General features: G+C 75.1%; 14 protein-coding genes. 8 read left to right on the forward strand and 6 right to left on the reverse strand.

The window, feature by feature from the left end:
* Positions 1–242 precede the first annotated feature (242 nt).
* Both IG64_RS06805 and IG64_RS06810 read left to right on the forward strand, forming a co-directional pair.
* The gene (locus tag IG64_RS06805) at positions 243–1,286 is read left to right on the forward strand and encodes a LacI family DNA-binding transcriptional regulator (protein ID WP_037853105.1); all 1,044 of its coding nucleotides are present in this window, start codon (positions 243–245) and stop codon (positions 1,284–1,286) included.
* Positions 1,287–1,456: 170 nt separating this feature from the next.
* Positions 1,457–2,881 carry a GH1 family beta-glucosidase gene (locus IG64_RS06810; RefSeq protein ID WP_037853107.1) on the forward strand — a complete coding sequence of 475 codons (1,425 nt, stop codon included), beginning with the start codon at positions 1,457–1,459 and terminating at the stop codon, positions 2,879–2,881.
* Positions 2,882–2,975: 94 nt separating this feature from the next.
* On the opposite strand, the gene IG64_RS06815 is transcribed toward IG64_RS06810, so the two are convergent.
* The 3 genes from IG64_RS06815 to IG64_RS06825 form a co-directional block, all read right to left on the reverse strand.
* Positions 2,976–4,445, reverse strand: coding sequence for a cellulose binding domain-containing protein (locus IG64_RS06815; protein ID WP_037853109.1), 1,470 nt, complete (start codon positions 4,443–4,445; stop codon positions 2,976–2,978).
* A 159-nt stretch (positions 4,446–4,604) separates the two neighbouring features.
* Positions 4,605–6,038: a sensor histidine kinase gene (locus IG64_RS06820; RefSeq protein ID WP_051812434.1), complete on the reverse strand. Its 1,434-nt coding sequence runs from the start codon at positions 6,036–6,038 to the stop codon at positions 4,605–4,607.
* Positions 6,035–6,739: a response regulator transcription factor gene (locus IG64_RS06825; RefSeq protein WP_037853111.1), complete on the reverse strand. Its 705-nt coding sequence runs from the start codon at positions 6,737–6,739 to the stop codon at positions 6,035–6,037. Before IG64_RS06825 ends, IG64_RS06820 begins: the two co-directional genes overlap by 4 nt.
* A gap of 178 nt (positions 6,740–6,917) precedes the next feature.
* Here IG64_RS06825 and IG64_RS06830 point away from each other — a divergent pair, with 178 nt between their 5' ends.
* Entirely contained in the window at positions 6,918–7,523 is a 606-nt protein-coding gene (locus IG64_RS06830; RefSeq protein ID WP_037853113.1) for a hypothetical protein, read from the forward strand.
* A gap of 103 nt (positions 7,524–7,626) precedes the next feature.
* Here IG64_RS06830 and IG64_RS06835 read toward each other — a convergent pair whose 3' ends face one another.
* Both IG64_RS06835 and IG64_RS06840 read right to left on the reverse strand, forming a co-directional pair.
* Positions 7,627–8,496: a spermidine synthase gene (locus tag IG64_RS06835; RefSeq protein ID WP_037853115.1), complete on the reverse strand. Its 870-nt coding sequence runs from the start codon at positions 8,494–8,496 to the stop codon at positions 7,627–7,629.
* Positions 8,497–8,526: 30 nt separating this feature from the next.
* Positions 8,527–8,934, reverse strand: coding sequence for a hypothetical protein (locus IG64_RS06840; protein WP_037853118.1), 408 nt, complete (start codon positions 8,932–8,934; stop codon positions 8,527–8,529).
* Between the two features lie 284 nt (positions 8,935–9,218).
* Between IG64_RS06840 and IG64_RS06845 the strand changes: the two genes are divergently transcribed.
* Positions 9,219–10,715, forward strand: a complete 1,497-nt coding sequence (locus IG64_RS06845; protein ID WP_037853122.1) for a hypothetical protein — start codon at positions 9,219–9,221, stop codon at positions 10,713–10,715.
* Between the two features lie 6 nt (positions 10,716–10,721).
* Here IG64_RS06845 and IG64_RS06850 read toward each other — a convergent pair whose 3' ends face one another.
* Positions 10,722–11,318, reverse strand: coding sequence for a histidine phosphatase family protein (locus IG64_RS06850; protein WP_037853123.1), 597 nt, complete (start codon positions 11,316–11,318; stop codon positions 10,722–10,724).
* 229 nt (positions 11,319–11,547) lie between these two features.
* Between IG64_RS06850 and IG64_RS06855 the strand changes: the two genes are divergently transcribed.
* From IG64_RS06855 to IG64_RS06870, 4 genes are read left to right on the forward strand one after another with little or no spacing between them, the layout of a single operon-like run.
* Complete coding sequence (locus IG64_RS06855) at positions 11,548–12,513, forward strand: phosphatase PAP2 family protein (RefSeq protein ID WP_037853125.1); 966 nt, start codon at positions 11,548–11,550, stop codon at positions 12,511–12,513.
* On the forward strand, positions 12,464–13,654 hold the full coding sequence (locus IG64_RS06860) for a hypothetical protein (protein WP_037853126.1): 1,191 nt from the start codon (positions 12,464–12,466) through the stop codon (positions 13,652–13,654). Before IG64_RS06855 ends, IG64_RS06860 begins: the two co-directional genes overlap by 50 nt.
* Complete coding sequence (locus tag IG64_RS06865; protein WP_037853132.1) at positions 13,645–15,240, forward strand: hypothetical protein; 1,596 nt, start codon at positions 13,645–13,647, stop codon at positions 15,238–15,240. The genes IG64_RS06860 and IG64_RS06865 overlap by 10 nt, the downstream gene beginning before the upstream one ends.
* A complete protein-coding gene (locus IG64_RS06870) occupies positions 15,237–16,613 on the forward strand; it encodes an AAA domain-containing protein (RefSeq protein ID WP_037853133.1) in 1,377 nt (458 codons plus the stop codon). The genes IG64_RS06865 and IG64_RS06870 overlap by 4 nt, the downstream gene beginning before the upstream one ends.
* Positions 16,614–16,619: the final 6 nt, after the last annotated feature.

A 16,619-nucleotide genomic window follows, 5' to 3' on the forward strand; every position in this document is an offset into this window, starting at 1 on the left:
GCCGGGCCAGGTGTCAAGAGTTGAAAACGGCGTTGTTGCGCAAGCGTGTTCCGCACGTCACGTGAACGTGTCACGCACCCGCCCGTAACCGGCCCGTCATCGAACGGTCTCGCGCCGGATTCACGCAGGTCACACAGGGATTGGCGGGCCGGTGGCGCCCGCGGTGCGGTCGGCCGGGGCGGTGTCCGGAATTTCTGGGTCAGAATGAGCGGACCCCCACCGCAACCGCCGGAAGGTGAACGATGAGCCCCGCCGAACCGCCCCCGAGGCCAGCGGACGTCCGGCGCCCCACCCTGAACGCCGTGGCCGCCCGCGCCGGGGTCGGCAGGGGCACGGTCTCCCGGGTGATCAACGGCTCCCCGAAGGTGAGCGATCGCTCGCGGGCGGCGGTGGAACAGGCCATCGCCGAACTCGGCTACGTCCCCAACCGCGCCGCCCGCTCCCTGGTCACCCGGCGCACCGACTCGGTGGCCCTGGTCGTCCCGGAGGCGGAGACCCGGCTCTTCTCCGAGCCGTACTTCTCGGGGATCATCCGGGGCGTGTCGACCGGACTGGCCAGCGCGGGCATGCAGTTGCTGCTGGTGCTGGCGCGGGACGAGAAGGAGTACGCCCGCCTCGCCACGTACCTGTCCGCGCAACGCGTGGACGGCGTCCTGATGATGGCGGTCCACAGCGACGACACGCTCCCCGACCGGCTGGAGGAGCTGGCGGTGCCGACCGTGCTGGCCGGGCGGCGCAGCGACCGGGAACGGCTGGGGCACGTCCGCGCGGACAACAGCGGGGGCGCACGGGCGGCGGTGCGGCACCTGGTGGCGGGCGGGCGGCGGAGCATCGGCACCATCACGGGGCCGCTGGACATGGACGCGGCCCAGGCCCGGCTCGACGGTTACCGCGCGGCCCTGGAGGAGGCGGGTCTGCCCGCCGACGAGGACCTCATCGCGCGGGGCGACTTCACGGAGGAGGGCGGGCGCGCCGCCATGCGGGAGCTGCTGAACCGGCGGCCCGGTCTCGACGCCGTCTTCGCCGCTTCCGACGTCATGGCCTCGGGCGCGGTACTGGAACTGCGCGCCTCGGGGCTGCGGGTGCCGCACGACGTCGCCCTGGTCGGTTTCGACGACTCGATCGTCGCGCGGCACATCGACCCGCCGCTGACCAGCGTCCGCCAGCCGCTGGAGGAGATGGGCCGCACCATGGCCGACCTCCTGATGGACGAGATCGCCCACCGCGGCACCGGCCACCGCGAGGTGGTGCTGCCGACGGAACTGGTGGTGCGGGCGTCGGCCTGAGCGGCTGGGACGGGACTCGGGGCGAGCGGGCGGTGCGGGCGGTGCCGGCGGTGCGCCGAACGGCCGAGGGCGACACCCCGCGCGGTGGGGTCGGGCTGGGTGGTCCCCTCTTTTGCTGTGGGAGCGCTCCCATGCATAATGAGGCCCACCCGACTCGTGGGAGCGATTCCATGCCCGAACCGAAGCCCGTGACGTTTCCTCCCGACTTCCTGTGGGGCGCGGCGACCTCCGCGTACCAGATCGAGGGAGCCGTGCGGGAGGGCGGCCGTACGCCCTCGATCTGGGACACCTTCAGCCGTACGCCGGGCGCGACGGCCGGCGGCGACACCGGCGACGTCGCCGTCGACCACTACCACCGCTACCGCGACGACGTCGCCCTGATGGCCGGCCTCGGCCTGAACGCCTACCGCTTCTCGGTCTCCTGGCCGCGCGTGCAGCCCACCGGCCGGGGCCCCGCCGCGCAGGCCGGCCTGGACTTCTACCGGCGCCTGGTCGACGAACTGCTGGCCCACGGCATCAGGCCCGCCGTCACCCTCTACCACTGGGACCTGCCGCAGGAGCTGGAGGACGCGGGCGGCTGGCCCGAGCGCGAGACCGCGCTGCGCTTCGCGGAGTACGCGCAGCTCGTCGGCGAGGCGCTGGGCGACCGGGTGGAGCAGTGGATCACGCTCAACGAGCCCTGGTGCAGCGCCTTCCTGGGCTACGGCTCAGGGGTGCACGCGCCCGGCCGCACCGAACCCCTGGGCGCGCTGCGCGCCGCCCACCACCTGAACCTGGCGCACGGCCTGGGCACCCAGGCGCTGCGCTCGGTGCTCCCGGCCGGTGCCTCGGTCGCGGTCAGCCTCAACTCCCAGGTGATCCGCCCGCTGTCGCAGCACCCGGCCGACCTGGCCGCGGCCCAGCGCATCGACGACCTGGCCTGCGGTGTCTTCCACGGCCCGATCCTGCACGGCGCGTACCCGGCCACGCTGCTGGAGGCGACCTCGTCGCTCACCGACTGGTCGTACGTCCTCGACGGGGACCTGCGCGCCGTCCGGCAGCCGCTGGACGCGCTCGGCCTCAACTACTACACGACCGCCCTGGTGTCGTCGGCGGACACGGCCCCCGAGGGTCCGCGCGCCGACGGACACGGGTCGAGCGCGCACTCGCCGTGGCCGGGCTCGGAGGACGTGGCCTTCCACCAGGCGCCGGGCGAGCAGACCGAGATGGGCTGGACGATCGATCCGGGCGGCCTGCACGAGCTGATCATGCGCTACACCCGTGAGGCCCCCGGGGTTCCGCTCTACGTCACGGAGAACGGCGCGGCCTACCCCGACAAGATCGACGACGACGGCCGGGTGCACGACCCGGAGCGCATCGCCTACCTGCACGGCCACCTGTCGGCCGTGCACCGGGCCAACGCGGACGGCGCCGACGTGCGCGGGTACTACCTGTGGTCCCTGATGGACAACTTCGAGTGGGCCTACGGCTACGCCAAGCGGTTCGGGGCCGTCCACGTGGACTACGCGACGCTGGCCCGGACGCCGAAGTCCAGCGCCCACTGGTACGGCAGGGCGGCCCGGACCGGTCAGCTGCCGCCGGTGGACGCCGTGTGACGGACGGCCCTCGTTCCACCGGCCGCACGGGGGGCGGGCGGGGGACCGGCGGGGCGCGGCACACGGGAGTCGAGGGGTGTGCCGCGCCCACCGGTCACTTGTAGGCGCCGAACGCCTTGCTGAAGGCGAACGGTTCCTGGGTGACCGAGCTGCACGTCGCGTCGGCCGTCGGCTTGGGGCCGCCGGCGCACTGCTTGTCGCGGGTGGCCGACCACATGGACAGCCCGCCGAGACCCTTGGCCCTGGCGAAGCCGACCAGCTGGGCGGCGTCGTCGACCTTGAACACCTCGGTGGAGACGTCGTTGACGCCGATCATCGGGGTGACGGCGACCGCCTTCCAGGCGGCGCTGTCGGACAGGCCGAGGACACCCTTGACCTGGGCCTGGGTGGCGGTGGCGGCCTGCTCGGCGTAGGCGCCCATGTCGCCGTTGTACGAGGCGCCGTAGTCCATCGCCATGATGTTGACGGTGGAGATCTTCACGCCGCCGGACTTGGCGCCCGCCAGCAGGTCGACGCCGTCCTGGGTCAGGCCCTCGGGCATGACGGGGAGAGTGAAGGAGACGTCCAGGCCGGGGTGCTGCCGCTGGAGCCTGGCGATGGCCTGTGCGCGGCGGGTGTTGGCGGCGGTGTCGGGCAGCGCGCCGCCCTCGATGTCGAAGTCGACCTTGGTGAGCTCGAACCGGTCGACGGCCTTGCCGTACGCCGCCGCCAGCGCGTCCGCCGAGGAGCAGCTCGTCGCCAGCTCGGACCCGTTGGCGCCGCCGAAGGAGACGCGGACGTCACCGCCCTTGGCGCGCAGCGCGCCGATCTGTGCGGCGACGGCGTCGCCGCCGAGGTCGGTGACGCCTCCCCACTTGGGGGTGCAGCCGCCGCCGTCGGTGATGAAGGCGAGGTTGTAGTTCTTGACGCCGGTGGCGTCGGCGCTCGCCGTCAGGTCGAAGGCGGGGTAGAGGGAGGTGTCGACGTAGGGCGCGAAGCCGGCGCCCGCGGTGGTGCCGGTGCCGGTGCTCTGGGACGGGGTGGGGTCCGCGGTCGGCGTCGAGGTCTTCGTGGGGGCGGGCGTCGTGGTGGTGGGGGCGGACGTCGGGGCCGGGCTCGTGGACTGGGTGGGGCGGCCGCTGGGCTGCGGGGTGGCGCCGCCGTCCGCGGAGCACGCGGCCCCGTCGATCCGGCAGCCGGCCGGGTCGCCGGTGCCGTCGACGACGAAGCCGACGGTGACCGACTTGCCGGGGGCGAGCCCGGCGGTGTCCCACTTGGCGGGCTTCACGGTGACGTGCTGCCCGCTGACGCCGGCCTCACCGTTCCACAGGGAGCCCAGCTTCGTGCCCGACGGGAGGTCGAACTCCAGGGTCCAGTCCTTCTGGGTCCCGCCGCTGTTGTTGGTGACCACGTACTGGGCGGTGTAGCCCGTCGACCAGTCGCTGGTCCTCGTGTACGCGGCCCCGGTCCCGGCGGCCTGGGCGGTGGCGGTGAACACGAACACCCCGCCGCCGACCACGGCCGCCGCCACCAGGGCGCCTGTCGCCTTGCTCCTGCCGCTGATCCTGCGCCGGTGCGTGCTCATCGTGCCTGCCTGCCTTCGCTGTTCACGGGGATCCGGGGCCGGGGGGCCTCGGAGGGGTGCGGTGCGGCAGCACGCTAGCGATCCGGAACCGGGCAATCAGCGTGATCCGGGCGGCGGTCGAGGATCTTAGGGTGCGCTTAAGGAAGCCATCGGGGCCGGTTAATGGTCCGCACCGGCCGGGCCCTCCGCACGGCTTCCCCGGCCGCCGCCGGAGCCGGCTCGGTCCGCCGCCGCGCGCCGGCGGCGGCGGACCGCGCCCCGGTGGCCCCTGCGTTCCGGCCGGCGGCCGTCCAGCTGGATCCAGACGCGTACCTCCGTGCCGCCGAGGACGGAGGAGCCGATGCGCACGTCGCCGCCGGTCGACTCCGCGAGGCGGCGCACGATGTCCAGGCCGAGCCCGGTGGATCCCTCGCTCCCCGACCCCCGGCCGCGCAGCATGGCCGCGGCCGGGTCGGGTATGCCGGGACCCGCGTCGGAGACGAGCACGATCACCGCGTCCTCGGCGTGGTGCACGTCGACGGCGAACGCCGTGCCCTCGGGGGTGTGCCGGAAGACGTTGCCCAGCAGGGCGTCCAGCGCCGCCGCGAGGTCGGCGCGGGCCACCGGTGCGCGCGCCGGCCGCTCGACCCCGGCCAGCCGCCACTTGCGGCCCTCGTCCTCGGCGAGCGCGGACCAGAACTCCATCCGTTCCCGGACCACCTCGGCCACGTCGCAGCCCGCGCCCGGTCCCACCGCCGCCGTGCGCGGCTTGGCCTGCCGGGCCGTGCGGATGATGGTGTCCACCTCGCGCTCCAACTGGGCGACCGCGGCCCGGGTCTGCTCGGCGGCCGGCCCCTCGCCCAGCGACGCCGCGTTGAGCCGCAGCACGGTCAGCGGTGTGCGCAGCCGGTGGGAGAGGTCGGCGGCCAGCTCCCGCTCGCCCGCGAGGAGCTGGACGACCTGGTCGGCCATGGAGTTGAACGCGACCGCCGCCCGGCGCAGTTCGGTCGGTCCCTCCTCGGGCACCCGCGCGCCCAGCTTGCCCTCCCCCAGTTCGTGCGCGCCCTCGGCGAGCCGCCGCGCGGGCCGCACCATCCGCACGCCGAGCCGGTCGGCGACGGCGACCGAGCCGACGACGAGGGCGGCCCCGACACCGGCGAGCACCGCCCAGGCCGTGCCCACGCCGTTGCTGACCTCGGTCCGCGGGACGTAGACCTCGACGACCGCGATGGCACCGGAGCTGAGCGCGACCGGCTGGAGCAGCGCGGATCCGCCGGACACCGCGGTGGTGGAGGCGCGGCCCATCCGCCGGACGGTCGCGATGTCCGCCCCGGCGGCCCGGTGCCGGCCGATGTCGACGGCACCGCCGCCCTCGGTCGCCGGGATGTGCACGGCCATCCGGCCGTCCGTGCCCGCCGCGGCGACGGCCCTTTCCAGCTGGTCGCGTTCGGTGGTGATGGACAGGGCGGGCGCGACGGCGGCGGCCTGCCGCTCGGCGCTGGAGAAGGCGCGGTCGCGGGCCATCTCCTTGATGACGAGCCCCAGCGGGACCGCGAAGGCGACGACGACCATCGTGGTGACCGCCAGGCAGACCTTGACCAGCGCCCACCTCATCGCCCCGGCTCCGCTCCGGGTGGCTCCAGCTTCACGCCCACGCCCCGCAGGGTGTGCAGGTAGCGGGGCCGCGCGGCGGTCTCACCCAGCTTGCGCCGCAGCCAGGAGAGGTGGACGTCGATGGTCTGGTCGTCGCCGTAGGACTGCTGCCACACCTGCGCGAGCAGTTCCTTGCGGGACACGACGACGCCGGGCCGTCCGGCGAGGAAGGCGAGGAGGTCGAACTCACGGCGGGTCAGGTCGAGTCGTACGCCGTCCAGTTCGGCGCGGCGGCGCAGCGCGTCGACGGTCAGTCCGCCGACGCGCACGACGGTGGACGGCGCGGCCCCGGCGGGGCCGGAGCGGACGCGCCGCAGCACGGCGGCCATCCGCGCCGAGAGGTGCTCGACCGAGAACGGCTTGGTCAGGTAGTCGTCCGCCCCGTCGTTCAGCAGGCGGACGATCTCCGCCTCGTCGTCGCGCGCGGTGGCGACGATGACGGGCACGTCGGTGATGCCGCGCAGCATCTTCAGGGCCTCGGCGCCGTCCAGGTCGGGCAGTCCGAGGTCCAGGACGACCACGTCGAAACGGAGGTGGGCGACCTCGCGCAGCGCCTCCAGCGCCGTACCGACGCTGCGCACGGTGTGCGAGGCGTCGGTCAGGTGACGGATGAGCGCCGAGCGTACGAACTGGTCGTCCTCGACCACGAGCACACTTGCCATGCGCCGCACCGTACGCCATACGGGCGGACGCGGTGCGAGCCTGTGGACCAAGCCCGCGCGGACCCCACCGCCTGTGGACAACTCACTCTCGAACTCGCTCTCCCGGGCCTCTCGTCGGCCCCCTCCCCCGCCCTCCCCGGCCGCTCTCCCGCGACGCCGGCGGGACGCGTGCGGCAGGATGACCCCGGTGTACAGAGGAGTCGTTCACGTACTGGCGTGGTCGCTGGCGACGAGCGCCGCGGCCACGCTGTCGTGGTGGGGCGTCCACACGGTGATGGCGGGCACCGCCTACGACCCGCCGCGCGCCCTGCCCGTCACCGCGGCCGGTGCCGACCCGCGGCAGCCCGAGGCGCCGGGTCCCTCCGCGCACCGCCCGGCACCGTCCACGAGCCCGTCCGCCCCGTCGGCCGCTCCGGCCCGCACCCCGGCCCCCTCTTCCTCGAACGCCCCGGGCGCTTCCGGTGTTTCCGCGGCATCCGGCACCGCGAGGCCCACGGCGCCGCCGGGCGACGGCGGTTCGTCCACGGGCTCGGCGGGTTCCGCCGGTCCGCCCGGCGGCTCCGGACAGGTCAAGAGCTACGACACCGCCGGCGGGCGGGCGGTCTTCGACCTGGGCACGGCCTCCGCGACCCTCGTCTCGGCGACACCGGGCACGGGCTGGTCGATGCAGGTGTGGAAGACGGCGACCTGGATCCGCGTCGAGTTCACGTCGGGCACGGACCGGGTGTCGGTCATCTGCACCTGGCACGACGGCCCGCCGCGGGTGGAAGTGGGCAACTACTAGATCCCGTCACCAGGTCCCGTCCCGCGCCCGGCTCAGCCACGCCGTCGGTTCGGTGCGCGGTCGCCGGAAGCCGGCGGCGCCCCGGTGCCGCCGGCTTCCGGCGTCAGCGGAAGACGGAGGGCGGCGGGGCCGGGGACGCCACGGCCGCCGCGTCCGTCACGGGGACGGCCCCGCCCGTGAAGTCGATGAGCGCACGGCCGTGTTCGACCCGGGCCGGGTGCGGGTCGGAGGCGGCCCGACGGGTCAGCTCCGCGACCGGCAGCGGCAGGTCACGGGCGACGAGGACCGCGTTGCCGAAGCGCTTGCCGCGCAGCACCGCCGGATCGGCGACCACGGCCAGTTCGGCGAAGCGGGCCGCGGCGGTGGCGATCTGGCCGCGCAGGTGGGCGAGCGGCGGCCCGTCGGCGAGGTTCGCGGCGTAGACGGCACCCGGCTTCAGGACCCTGCGGACCTCGTCCAGGAACTCCACCGAGGTGAGGTGCGCGGGGGTGCGGGCACCGCTGAACACGTCCGCCACGACGAGGTCGGCCCATCCGTCGGGCACCTTCACGAGTCCTTCGCGGGCGTCGGTGGACCGCACCCGGATCCGGGCGTTCGCGTCCAGCGGAAGCTCGCGGCGCACCAGCCGCACCAGGGCGGCGTCCCGCTCGACGACCTGCTGGGTGGAGCGGGGGCGGGTTGCGGCGACGTACCGGGCGAGCGTGAAGGCGCCGCCGCCGAGGTGGACGGCCCGGACCGGCTTCCCGGGGGGTGCGGCGAGGTCGATGACGTGGCCGAGCCTGCGCTGGTACTCGAAGGAGAGGTACGCAGCGTCGTCCAGGTCGACGTGCGACTGCGGTGCCCCGTCGATCAGCAGCGTCCAGGCCCGCGCCCGTTCCCGGTCGGGAACGAGCTGCGCGAGCCCGCCGTCCACCTGCTCGGCGACGGCCTGCTCGGACCCGCGCTCTCGGCGGGAGCTTCTGGACCTTCCCATCCCGCCATTGTCCCAGGCCCGCCGGAACCCTCAGCAGCAGCTGTCCGCGGCCTCGATCATCCGGGCCGCCTCGCCCAGCGCGCGCCGCAGCACCGCGGGGTCCGTCGCGTGGTCGGCCTCCCCGGGCGGGAGCAGCCAGTCCGAGCCCTCGACGGGGGGCTGGGGTGCCATCCGCAGGCCCCGGCCGTCCGTCCGCGTGCACGTGCTGCCCGGCAGGTCCCATGCCGCGGCCGTGCCCGCCGGGACCACGAACCCCAGCGTGTCACCGCCGTCGTCGTGCAGGACGGGACCCACCGCGTCCCCGGCCTCACGGCGCAGGATGTCGACCGCCTCCAGGCCCTGCCGGGCCGGCACCGTCACCAGGTCGCAGCCGGTTTCCGGCTCCGGCGGCCGACAGCGGTCGGCGCTCCCGTGAGCCTGCGTCCCGGACTCCACCACGGGTACCCCTCCTCGTGCGCGAGCGGGTCGGGAGTCGGGCGGCTCCCGGTTCGCACGGTTCAACGCGAAGAGCGCGTCAACGGCTACGGCCGAAGTCAGCCACAAAGGATGGCAGTTCATGGCAGATCGTGGATGAGATATCCGGTTTGTAGCTAAACCCTGCGTGGCGGAGCGGACACAACCGGTACGTTCTTGCTCGCCGGAAACAGGGTGCCACCGGGGCAACCCGGGTAACTCACCCCGAATCCGGCATGGTTCGACGGTTCGCACGAGAGGGCCCGGCCATGGCGTCGTCAACGGTGACCTCGTCCCCGTCCCCCCGGCCACCGCGGCCGAACCTCGCCTTCCGGCACCTGCGCGGACAGCGCTCGCCGGCCGAGTTCGCCGCGGCGGTGCGGCGTGCCGCCCGCGAGATCGGCGAGCGGGTCAGCTGCGACGCGCGCTACATCGGCCGGGTGGAGGCGGGCGAGATCCGCTGCCCCAACTATGCCTACGAACGTGTGTTCCTGCACATGTTCCCCGGCCGCACCCTGACCGACCTGGGGTTCGCGCCCCGTTCGTCCGTGCGCGGGCGGGCGTCACGCGCCCCCGGGAGCGCCGAAGCGCCCACCGGCGTGCCTCCCGCGCGCCCGGACAGCGACCGGCACCTCCCGCAGGACGAGCAGCACCGGCACGACCAGCACCACCCGCACGACCGGCACGACCTGTACGACCTGTACGACGGGCAAGACCTGTACCACCCGCACGAGGACCACGAGGAGAGCGACGTGCTGCGTCGCGCATTCATGACCCGCGGGGGCGCCACGGTGGCCGCCGCCTCGCTGGGCCCCCTGGGGCTCGCCGCCGACGCGGCGGCCGCGGACCGCGCCGTCCGCCGCGCCGGCGCGAGCGACGCGGGCGCCCTCGAAGAGGCCGTCCGCAGGATCCGGCTGCTCGACGACCGGCACGGCGCGGACGGCCTCTACCGGCGCGCGGCGGCTCCGCTGCGCGCGGCGTACGCCCTGCTCGACGCCGGCGCCACCCGGCAGACCACGGCCGAACGGCTGCACGCGGGCGCCGGTGAACTCGCCATCTCGGTGGGCTGGCTGGCCCACGACTCGGGCCGCTTCGACGACGCGCGCTCGCATTACGCGGAGGCGCTGGCCACCGCGCGGATGACCGGCGACGCGGCCGTGGAGGCGCACGCGTTCTGCAACACGGCGTTCCTCGCGCGCGACGCCGGGCGGCCCCGTGAGGCGGTGCGGGCGGCGCAGGCGGCGCAGCGTGCCGCCCGCGGGCTGGGCTCGGACCGGCTGATGTCGCTGCTCGCGCTGCGCGAGGCCGGGGGCTGGGCGGGGCTCGCCGACCGCACCGGCTGCGCGCAGGCCCTCACGCGCGCGCAGGTGCTGTTCGGGCGGGGCCCCTCGGAGGCCGACCCGGAGTGGATGAGCTTCTACGGCGAGGCCGAGCTGGAGGGGCTGGAGGCCCAGTGCTGGTCGATGCTGGGCGACTGGCCGCGGGCGGCGCAGCACGCGGGGCGGGCGGCCCGGCTCCAGGACCCCCACTTCAGCCGGAACATCGCGCTGTACACGGCGGAACTCGCCGACGACCTCGCGCGCGGGGGCCGTCCCGACGAGGCGGCGGCGGCCGGGATGCGCGTCCTGGACCTGCTGGACCAGGTCCAGTCCTCGCGCATCCGGATGATGCTGGCGGGGACGGCGCGGGTGCTGTCCCCGCACCGCCGGGCGAGCGGCGTGTCGGCGTTCCTGGAGCGGCACGCGAGCACGCCCAGGACCGTGTGAGGCGCCCTACGCGGCCAGGTGCCCCACGTCGTTCCAGCTCTCCAGGGCGGGTTCGCCGTACGCCCAGCCGAGCACCGACAGCGACGTGGGGCTGAGGCGCACGCGCGCGGCGAAGTCGAGCGGCAGGCCGAGCCACCGGGCGCCGATCGACCGCAGGATGTGCCCGTGGGCGAAGACCAGCACGTCGCAGTCCTCGGCACGCGCCCAGGCCACCACCTCGTCGGCCCGGGCCGTCACCTCGGCGAGCGTCTCCCCGCGCGGGACGCCGTCGCGCCAGATGAGCCAGCCGGGGTTCTCGGCCTGGATCTGCTCGGGCGTCATGCCCTCGTAGGCGCCGTAGTCCCACTCCATGAGGGTGTCCCAGCACATGGCGCGCTCGCCGAAGCCGGCCAGTTCGCACGTCTCGCGCGCGCGTGCCAGCGGACTGGTGCGGACCTCGACACCCGGCAGGCCGTCGAAGGGGGCCCGGCGCAGGCGCTCGCCGAGCATCTGGGCGCCCCGCCGGCCCTCCGCCAGGAGGGGCACGTCGGTCCTGCCGGTGTGCTTGCCGGACAGCGACCACTGGGTCTGTCCGTGCCGGGCCAGCAGGATGCGCGGTGCCATGAGCAGCCTTTCCGGGGGAAAAGTGAGATCTTCGGGCGGGACCTTCCCATCATCGCGCACCCTGTGCGGGAGCAACCCGGGGGGCGGTGTTCGCGTCTTCGAGGTCCGGGGCGCCCCGCGCGAGCGGGCGCCGAGACCGTAAAGTGTCACGACCGGCCGGGGACCGACCCATGTCGCCGGGCGCCGCAGCGACGAGTAGTAGAGCGACCTGAAGGGGGAGGGGCATCGGATGCCGCAGACCGAGGCACCGGCACCTGCACCGCGTACCGAGGCGGCCCCGCGGACCCGGCTTCGCTGGTGGACCGAAGTGCCGCTGATCCTGCTCGTCTACGGCTGCTACACGGCCGGCCGGCTGCTGGTCCGCGGTGACGTCTCGGGCGCCGTCGACCACGGGCTGTCGATCCTGCGCCTGGAGAAGGTGCTCCGGCTCAACTTCGAACACCCGCTCAACCGGCTGTTCACCCGCGAACCCTGGCTCGGCGTCCCGGCCGACTTCTGGTACGCGTCACTGCACTACGTGGTGACACCGGTCGTCCTGGTGTGGCTCTTCCGCAGCCGCGCCGCCCTCTACCGCACGGCCCGCACCTGGCTGATGACCTCCACGTTCATCGGCCTGATCGGCTTCACCCTGCTGCCGACCTGCCCGCCCCGCCTGCTCTCGCCGGACCACGGCTTCGTGGACACCATGGCCCACTACAGCTCGTACGGCTGGTGGGGCGGTGACGCCAGCGCGCCGCGCGGCATGGGCGGGATGACCAACCAGTACGCGGCCATGCCCAGCCTGCACGTGGGGTGGGCGCTGTGGTGCGGGGTGATGCTCTGGCGGCACGGCGGCACCCGCTGGACGAAGGCGGCCGGTGTCGCCTACCCGCTGCTGACCACCCTCGTGGTCATGGGCACGGCGAACCACTACTTCCTCGACGCGGTCGCGGGCGTCGCCGTGATGGGCGTCGGACTGCTGCTCGGCCCGGTCGTGACACGCTCCGTGGACCGGGCCCGGGCGGTCCTGGCCGCGCGGGTCCCGGCCCTCGCCGGCCGCCCGGACGGCGAGATCTCCCCGATTGTCAGTGGCGGGTGCCAGACTTCGGCGGGTGAGCGAATTCCACGGCAGCGCGAAACACGGCTCGGTTCCCCGGCCGAGCCGGGTGCCTCCTCCCAGGACGCGGAGGACGGCGCTCCGGCACCAGCTCGCTGAGCTGCGCGGCAGCGGCGTACCGGCGCGGGCGCTGGACGCCCGCGCGCTGGCGGCCCTCGCCGCCAACCCGGGCTGCAGACGGCGCGCCATCCTGGACGGCGCGGGCGTGGACAAGACGGCACTCGCGGGCGCGCTGGGCGCGCCGTCCGCGTTCGGTCAGTCCCAGTTCGCCCTCACCCGGGGCAACGCCTTCGAGGCCCGGGTCAAGGCGGACGGCGGCGCGGAGCTGCTGCGTCTGGTGCACGGGCGGCTGGACCCCGGTGCGGAGCCGCCGCGCGAGGCGGAGGTCCCCGACCTGAGCGCCGTCGGTCCCGAGGGACGCGCGGCGCGCACCGCGCTGGCGCTGCGCGAGGCCACCGGGGCGCGCGCCTGGACGCTGCTGGACCATCCGCTGCTCGCCCTGGACGTGGCGGGCTCCCCCGCCTTCCTGGAGCCGGACGCGGTGGTCGTCCACCCGGACGGCACGTGGACGGTCGTGGAGATCAAGTCCTTCCCGATGCTGGACGGCTCCGCGGACCCGGCGAAGGTCGGCGCGGCGGCCCGGCAGGCCGCGGTGTACGTCCTGGCCCTGGAGGACGTCGCCGCGCGGCTCGGCCAGGAGGCGGCGCCCGCCCCGCGCGTGCGCCACCGGGTACTGCTGGTGTGCCCGAAGGACTTCTCCAACCTGCCCACCGCCTGCGCCGTCGACGTGCGCAAGCAGCGCGCGGTGACCGCCCGCCAGCTGACCCGGCTGACCCGGCTGCAGGACATCGCCGATCTGCTCCCCGAGGGCGTGTGCTTCTCCCCCGAGCTGCCCCGCGAGGAGCTGGCGGCGGCGGTCGAGGCGGTCCCCGCCGCCTACGCCCCCGAGTGCCTGTCCACCTGCGAGCTGGCCTTCCACTGCCGGGCCCGCTCGCGCGCCGAGGGCGCGGTGACCGCACTGGGCCGCTCGGCCCGTGCCGAACTGGGCGGTCTGACGACCGTCGGGGACGTGCTGGCCGCGGCCCACGGCGAGGCGGGCGACCCGGACGATCCGGCGGTGGCCGCGCTGCGCCGGGCGGCGGCGCTGCGGGCGGAGGCGCTGCGCGGCCACCCGAGGGCCGCGTCCGGCCGGCAGGACGCCGAGCGGGCCGCCGGCCGGCGGGAGGCCGCATGTCGCTGATCACCACCCTCGCCCGTCTGGAGGCCGTGCGGTCCGGGCGGGCCGAGCCCGCCGCGACCGTCCGGCACCGGCACCTGTCCGAGCGGCCCCTGGTGTGCGTGCCGCTCACCACCGCGGGCGAGGCGGGTGCCCCGCTCGGCGCGCTCGTCGGCACCGACCGGCACGCGCCCCGGCTGCTGGTGGTGCCGCAGCCGCGCGACCGGGATCTGCGGTTCGCGTTCCTCGCCGAGCTGGCCGACGTCGTCCTGCCCTACATCGACTCCTGCGCGGAGGCGGTCGAGGCCGCCGAGCGCAGCGAGACCGATCCGGAGACGGGCAAGCGGGTCAAGGTCGAGGTCGAGCTGTGCGCGGACGCGCCCCAGTTGATCGTGCCCAGCCGCGCGGGCATCGATTTCGTACGCCTGCTCGGACGTTCGATGCGGTTCAGGCGCACCGCCGAGCAGGATCCGGAGACTCCGCACCCGGCACCGCCGCGTGTGCCGCTGCTCGGGCGGTGGCTGACCCACTTCGCGGAGCGCGCCCGGGTGCCCGGCTCCTCGCTGCTGCTGGCCCTGACCGACGTCCTGGCCCTGCACTGGACCACCGGCCAGTCCGCCCTGGAGGACCAGCACCTGGGCGCGCTGCTGGCATGGATCGCCCCGCCGGACGGCCTCTCGGGCGCCGAGGCGGCCCTGCGGGCGGAGCGGGAGCGGGACGCGGCCGGGCAGCTGCTCTGCCCGCCCGCAGGGCCGGCCACCGACCCGGCCTTCGACAACAAGCTCCTCGCCCCGGCCATCGAGCGCTACGACCGCGCGCGCGGTGCGCTGGCCGCCGCCGAGGACGGCCTGGAGGCCGACGAGCGGCTGGGCGCCCTCACGGAGGCCGAGCAGCACATCCGCGGCCTGGTCCGCCGCTGCGCCCTGCCCACCTGGGAGAAGGTCTGGGAGGGCCTCGACCTGCTGCGGGCCCTGCCCGAGGGCGCGCGCGTGCAGGAGCGGTGGACCCGCGACCGCTGGTCGTTCACCGGCCACCGCGACCGGGTGCTCGCCGGGGAGCCGCCGCAGCCGCGCCGGGACGACGCGGTCACCGCGGCGAACAAGCTGGCCGCGCGCGAGCGGGAGCAGGCCCGGCTGGACGCCCAGCAGGCGCTGGACGACCCGCTGGTCATGGCCGGGCGGCGGCTGGCCGGGGAGGCGTTCGCGGGCGAGGTCACGGACGTGACCATGGCGTACAGCGAGGGCAAGCGCCCCGGCCCGCGCCCGCTGGTCACCGTCCGCACCGACGACCGGCCGCACCTGGGCGAGCGGGTCAAGGTGTACCGCTCGCTGGACGGCAGGCCGCAGTCGGCGGAGGCCGTCGCCCGCGAGGAGGACGGCACGCTGATCGTGCTGCGGATCCTCGACAAGATGGGCCGCGGCAAGGAGCCCGAGGCCGGTTCCGTGCCGGAGAAGGGCGACCGGGTCTGCTTCACGCTCTTCGAGCACGAGCAGCGCGGCGGCGCGAAGCTGCCCGACCCGGAGAACACCCCGTGGACGCACGGCGGCCCGCCGGGCGCGGAGAGCGCGCCGGAGGCCCCGGACCCGGTGACCGAGGAGGACCTGCTGTGACCGCCCCCGCCGAGGAGACCACCGCCGGCCGCGGCGCGTCCGGGGGCGGCTTCGACCCCGGTGCGGCGGCCGCCCGCGCCACCGGGGCGATCCTCTCCGACACCCTGCGCGGCGCGCACCGCGGTGTCGTCGTCGACTCCCCTCCGGGGGCCGGCAAGTCGACGCTCGTGGTCCGTGCCGCCCTGGAGCTGGCCGACGCCGGGCGGCCGCTGATGGTGGTCGCCCAGACCAACGCGCAGGTCGACGACCTGGTCCTGCGGCTGGCTCAGAAGAACCCCGACCTGCCCGTCGGCCGGCTGCACAGCAGCGACGCCGACGCCTACGACAAGACGCTCGACGCCCTGCCGAACGTCCGTACGTCGGCGAAGGCCGCCGACCTCGCCGGGCTCGACGTCGTGCTGTCCACCGCCGCGAAGTGGGCGCACGTGAAGGTCGACGAACCGTGGCGGCACGCGATCGTCGACGAGGCGTACCAGATGCGCTCGGACGCGCTGCTGGCCGTGGCGGGGCTGTTCGAGCGGGCGCTGTTCGTGGGCGACCCCGGCCAGCTCGACCCGTTCTCGATCGTGGGCGGCGAACAGTGGGCGGGGCTGTCGTACGACCCGTCGGCCTCGGCGGTGACGACGCTGCTGGCGCACAACCCGGAGCTGCCCCAGCACCGGCTGCCGGTGTCGTGGCGGCTGCCCGCGTCGGCCGCGCCGCTGGTCTCGGACGCGTTCTACCCGTACACGCCCTTCCGCAGCGGCACGGCGGCCGGGGACCGGCGGCTCACGTTCGCGGTGGCCTCGGACGGCTCGGGCCCCGACCGGGTGATCGACGAGGCCGCCGCGTCCGGCTGGGGCCTGCTGGAGCTGCCCGCCCGGCACACTCCGCGCACCGACCCGGAGGCGGTACGGGCGCTCGCGGCGGTCGTGACGCGGCTGCTGGAGCGGGGCGGTGCGGCCGTCTCGGAGCGGGACCCGGACCCGGCGCCGCTGACCGCCGACCGGATCGCCGTCGGCACGGCCCACCGCGACCAGGCGGCGGCCGTCCGCGCGGCCCTCGCCGAGCGCGGCGTCACGGACGTCACCGTGGACACGGCCAACCGGCTCCAGGGCCGGGAGTTCGACGTCACCGTCGTCCTGCATCCGCTCTCGGGCCGCCCCGACGCCACGGCCTTCCACCTGGAGACCGGCCGCCTGTGCGTCCTGGCCTCCCGCCACCGGCACGCCTGCATCGTGGTCTGCCGCGCGGGCGTGAGCGAACTCCTGGACGACCACCCGTCCACGGAACCGGTCCAGCTCGGCGTCACGGTGAAGTTCCCGGACGGCTGGGATGCAATGTTTACCACATACCTGCACCTGCTGGAGCACCGTGTGTCGTGGCGTCCCTGAGCTGCG

Origin of the sequence: Streptomyces sp. NRRL S-340 (genome assembly GCF_000720185.1) — a bacterium.
In the GTDB taxonomy this organism is placed as follows: domain Bacteria; phylum Actinomycetota; class Actinomycetes; order Streptomycetales; family Streptomycetaceae; genus Streptomyces.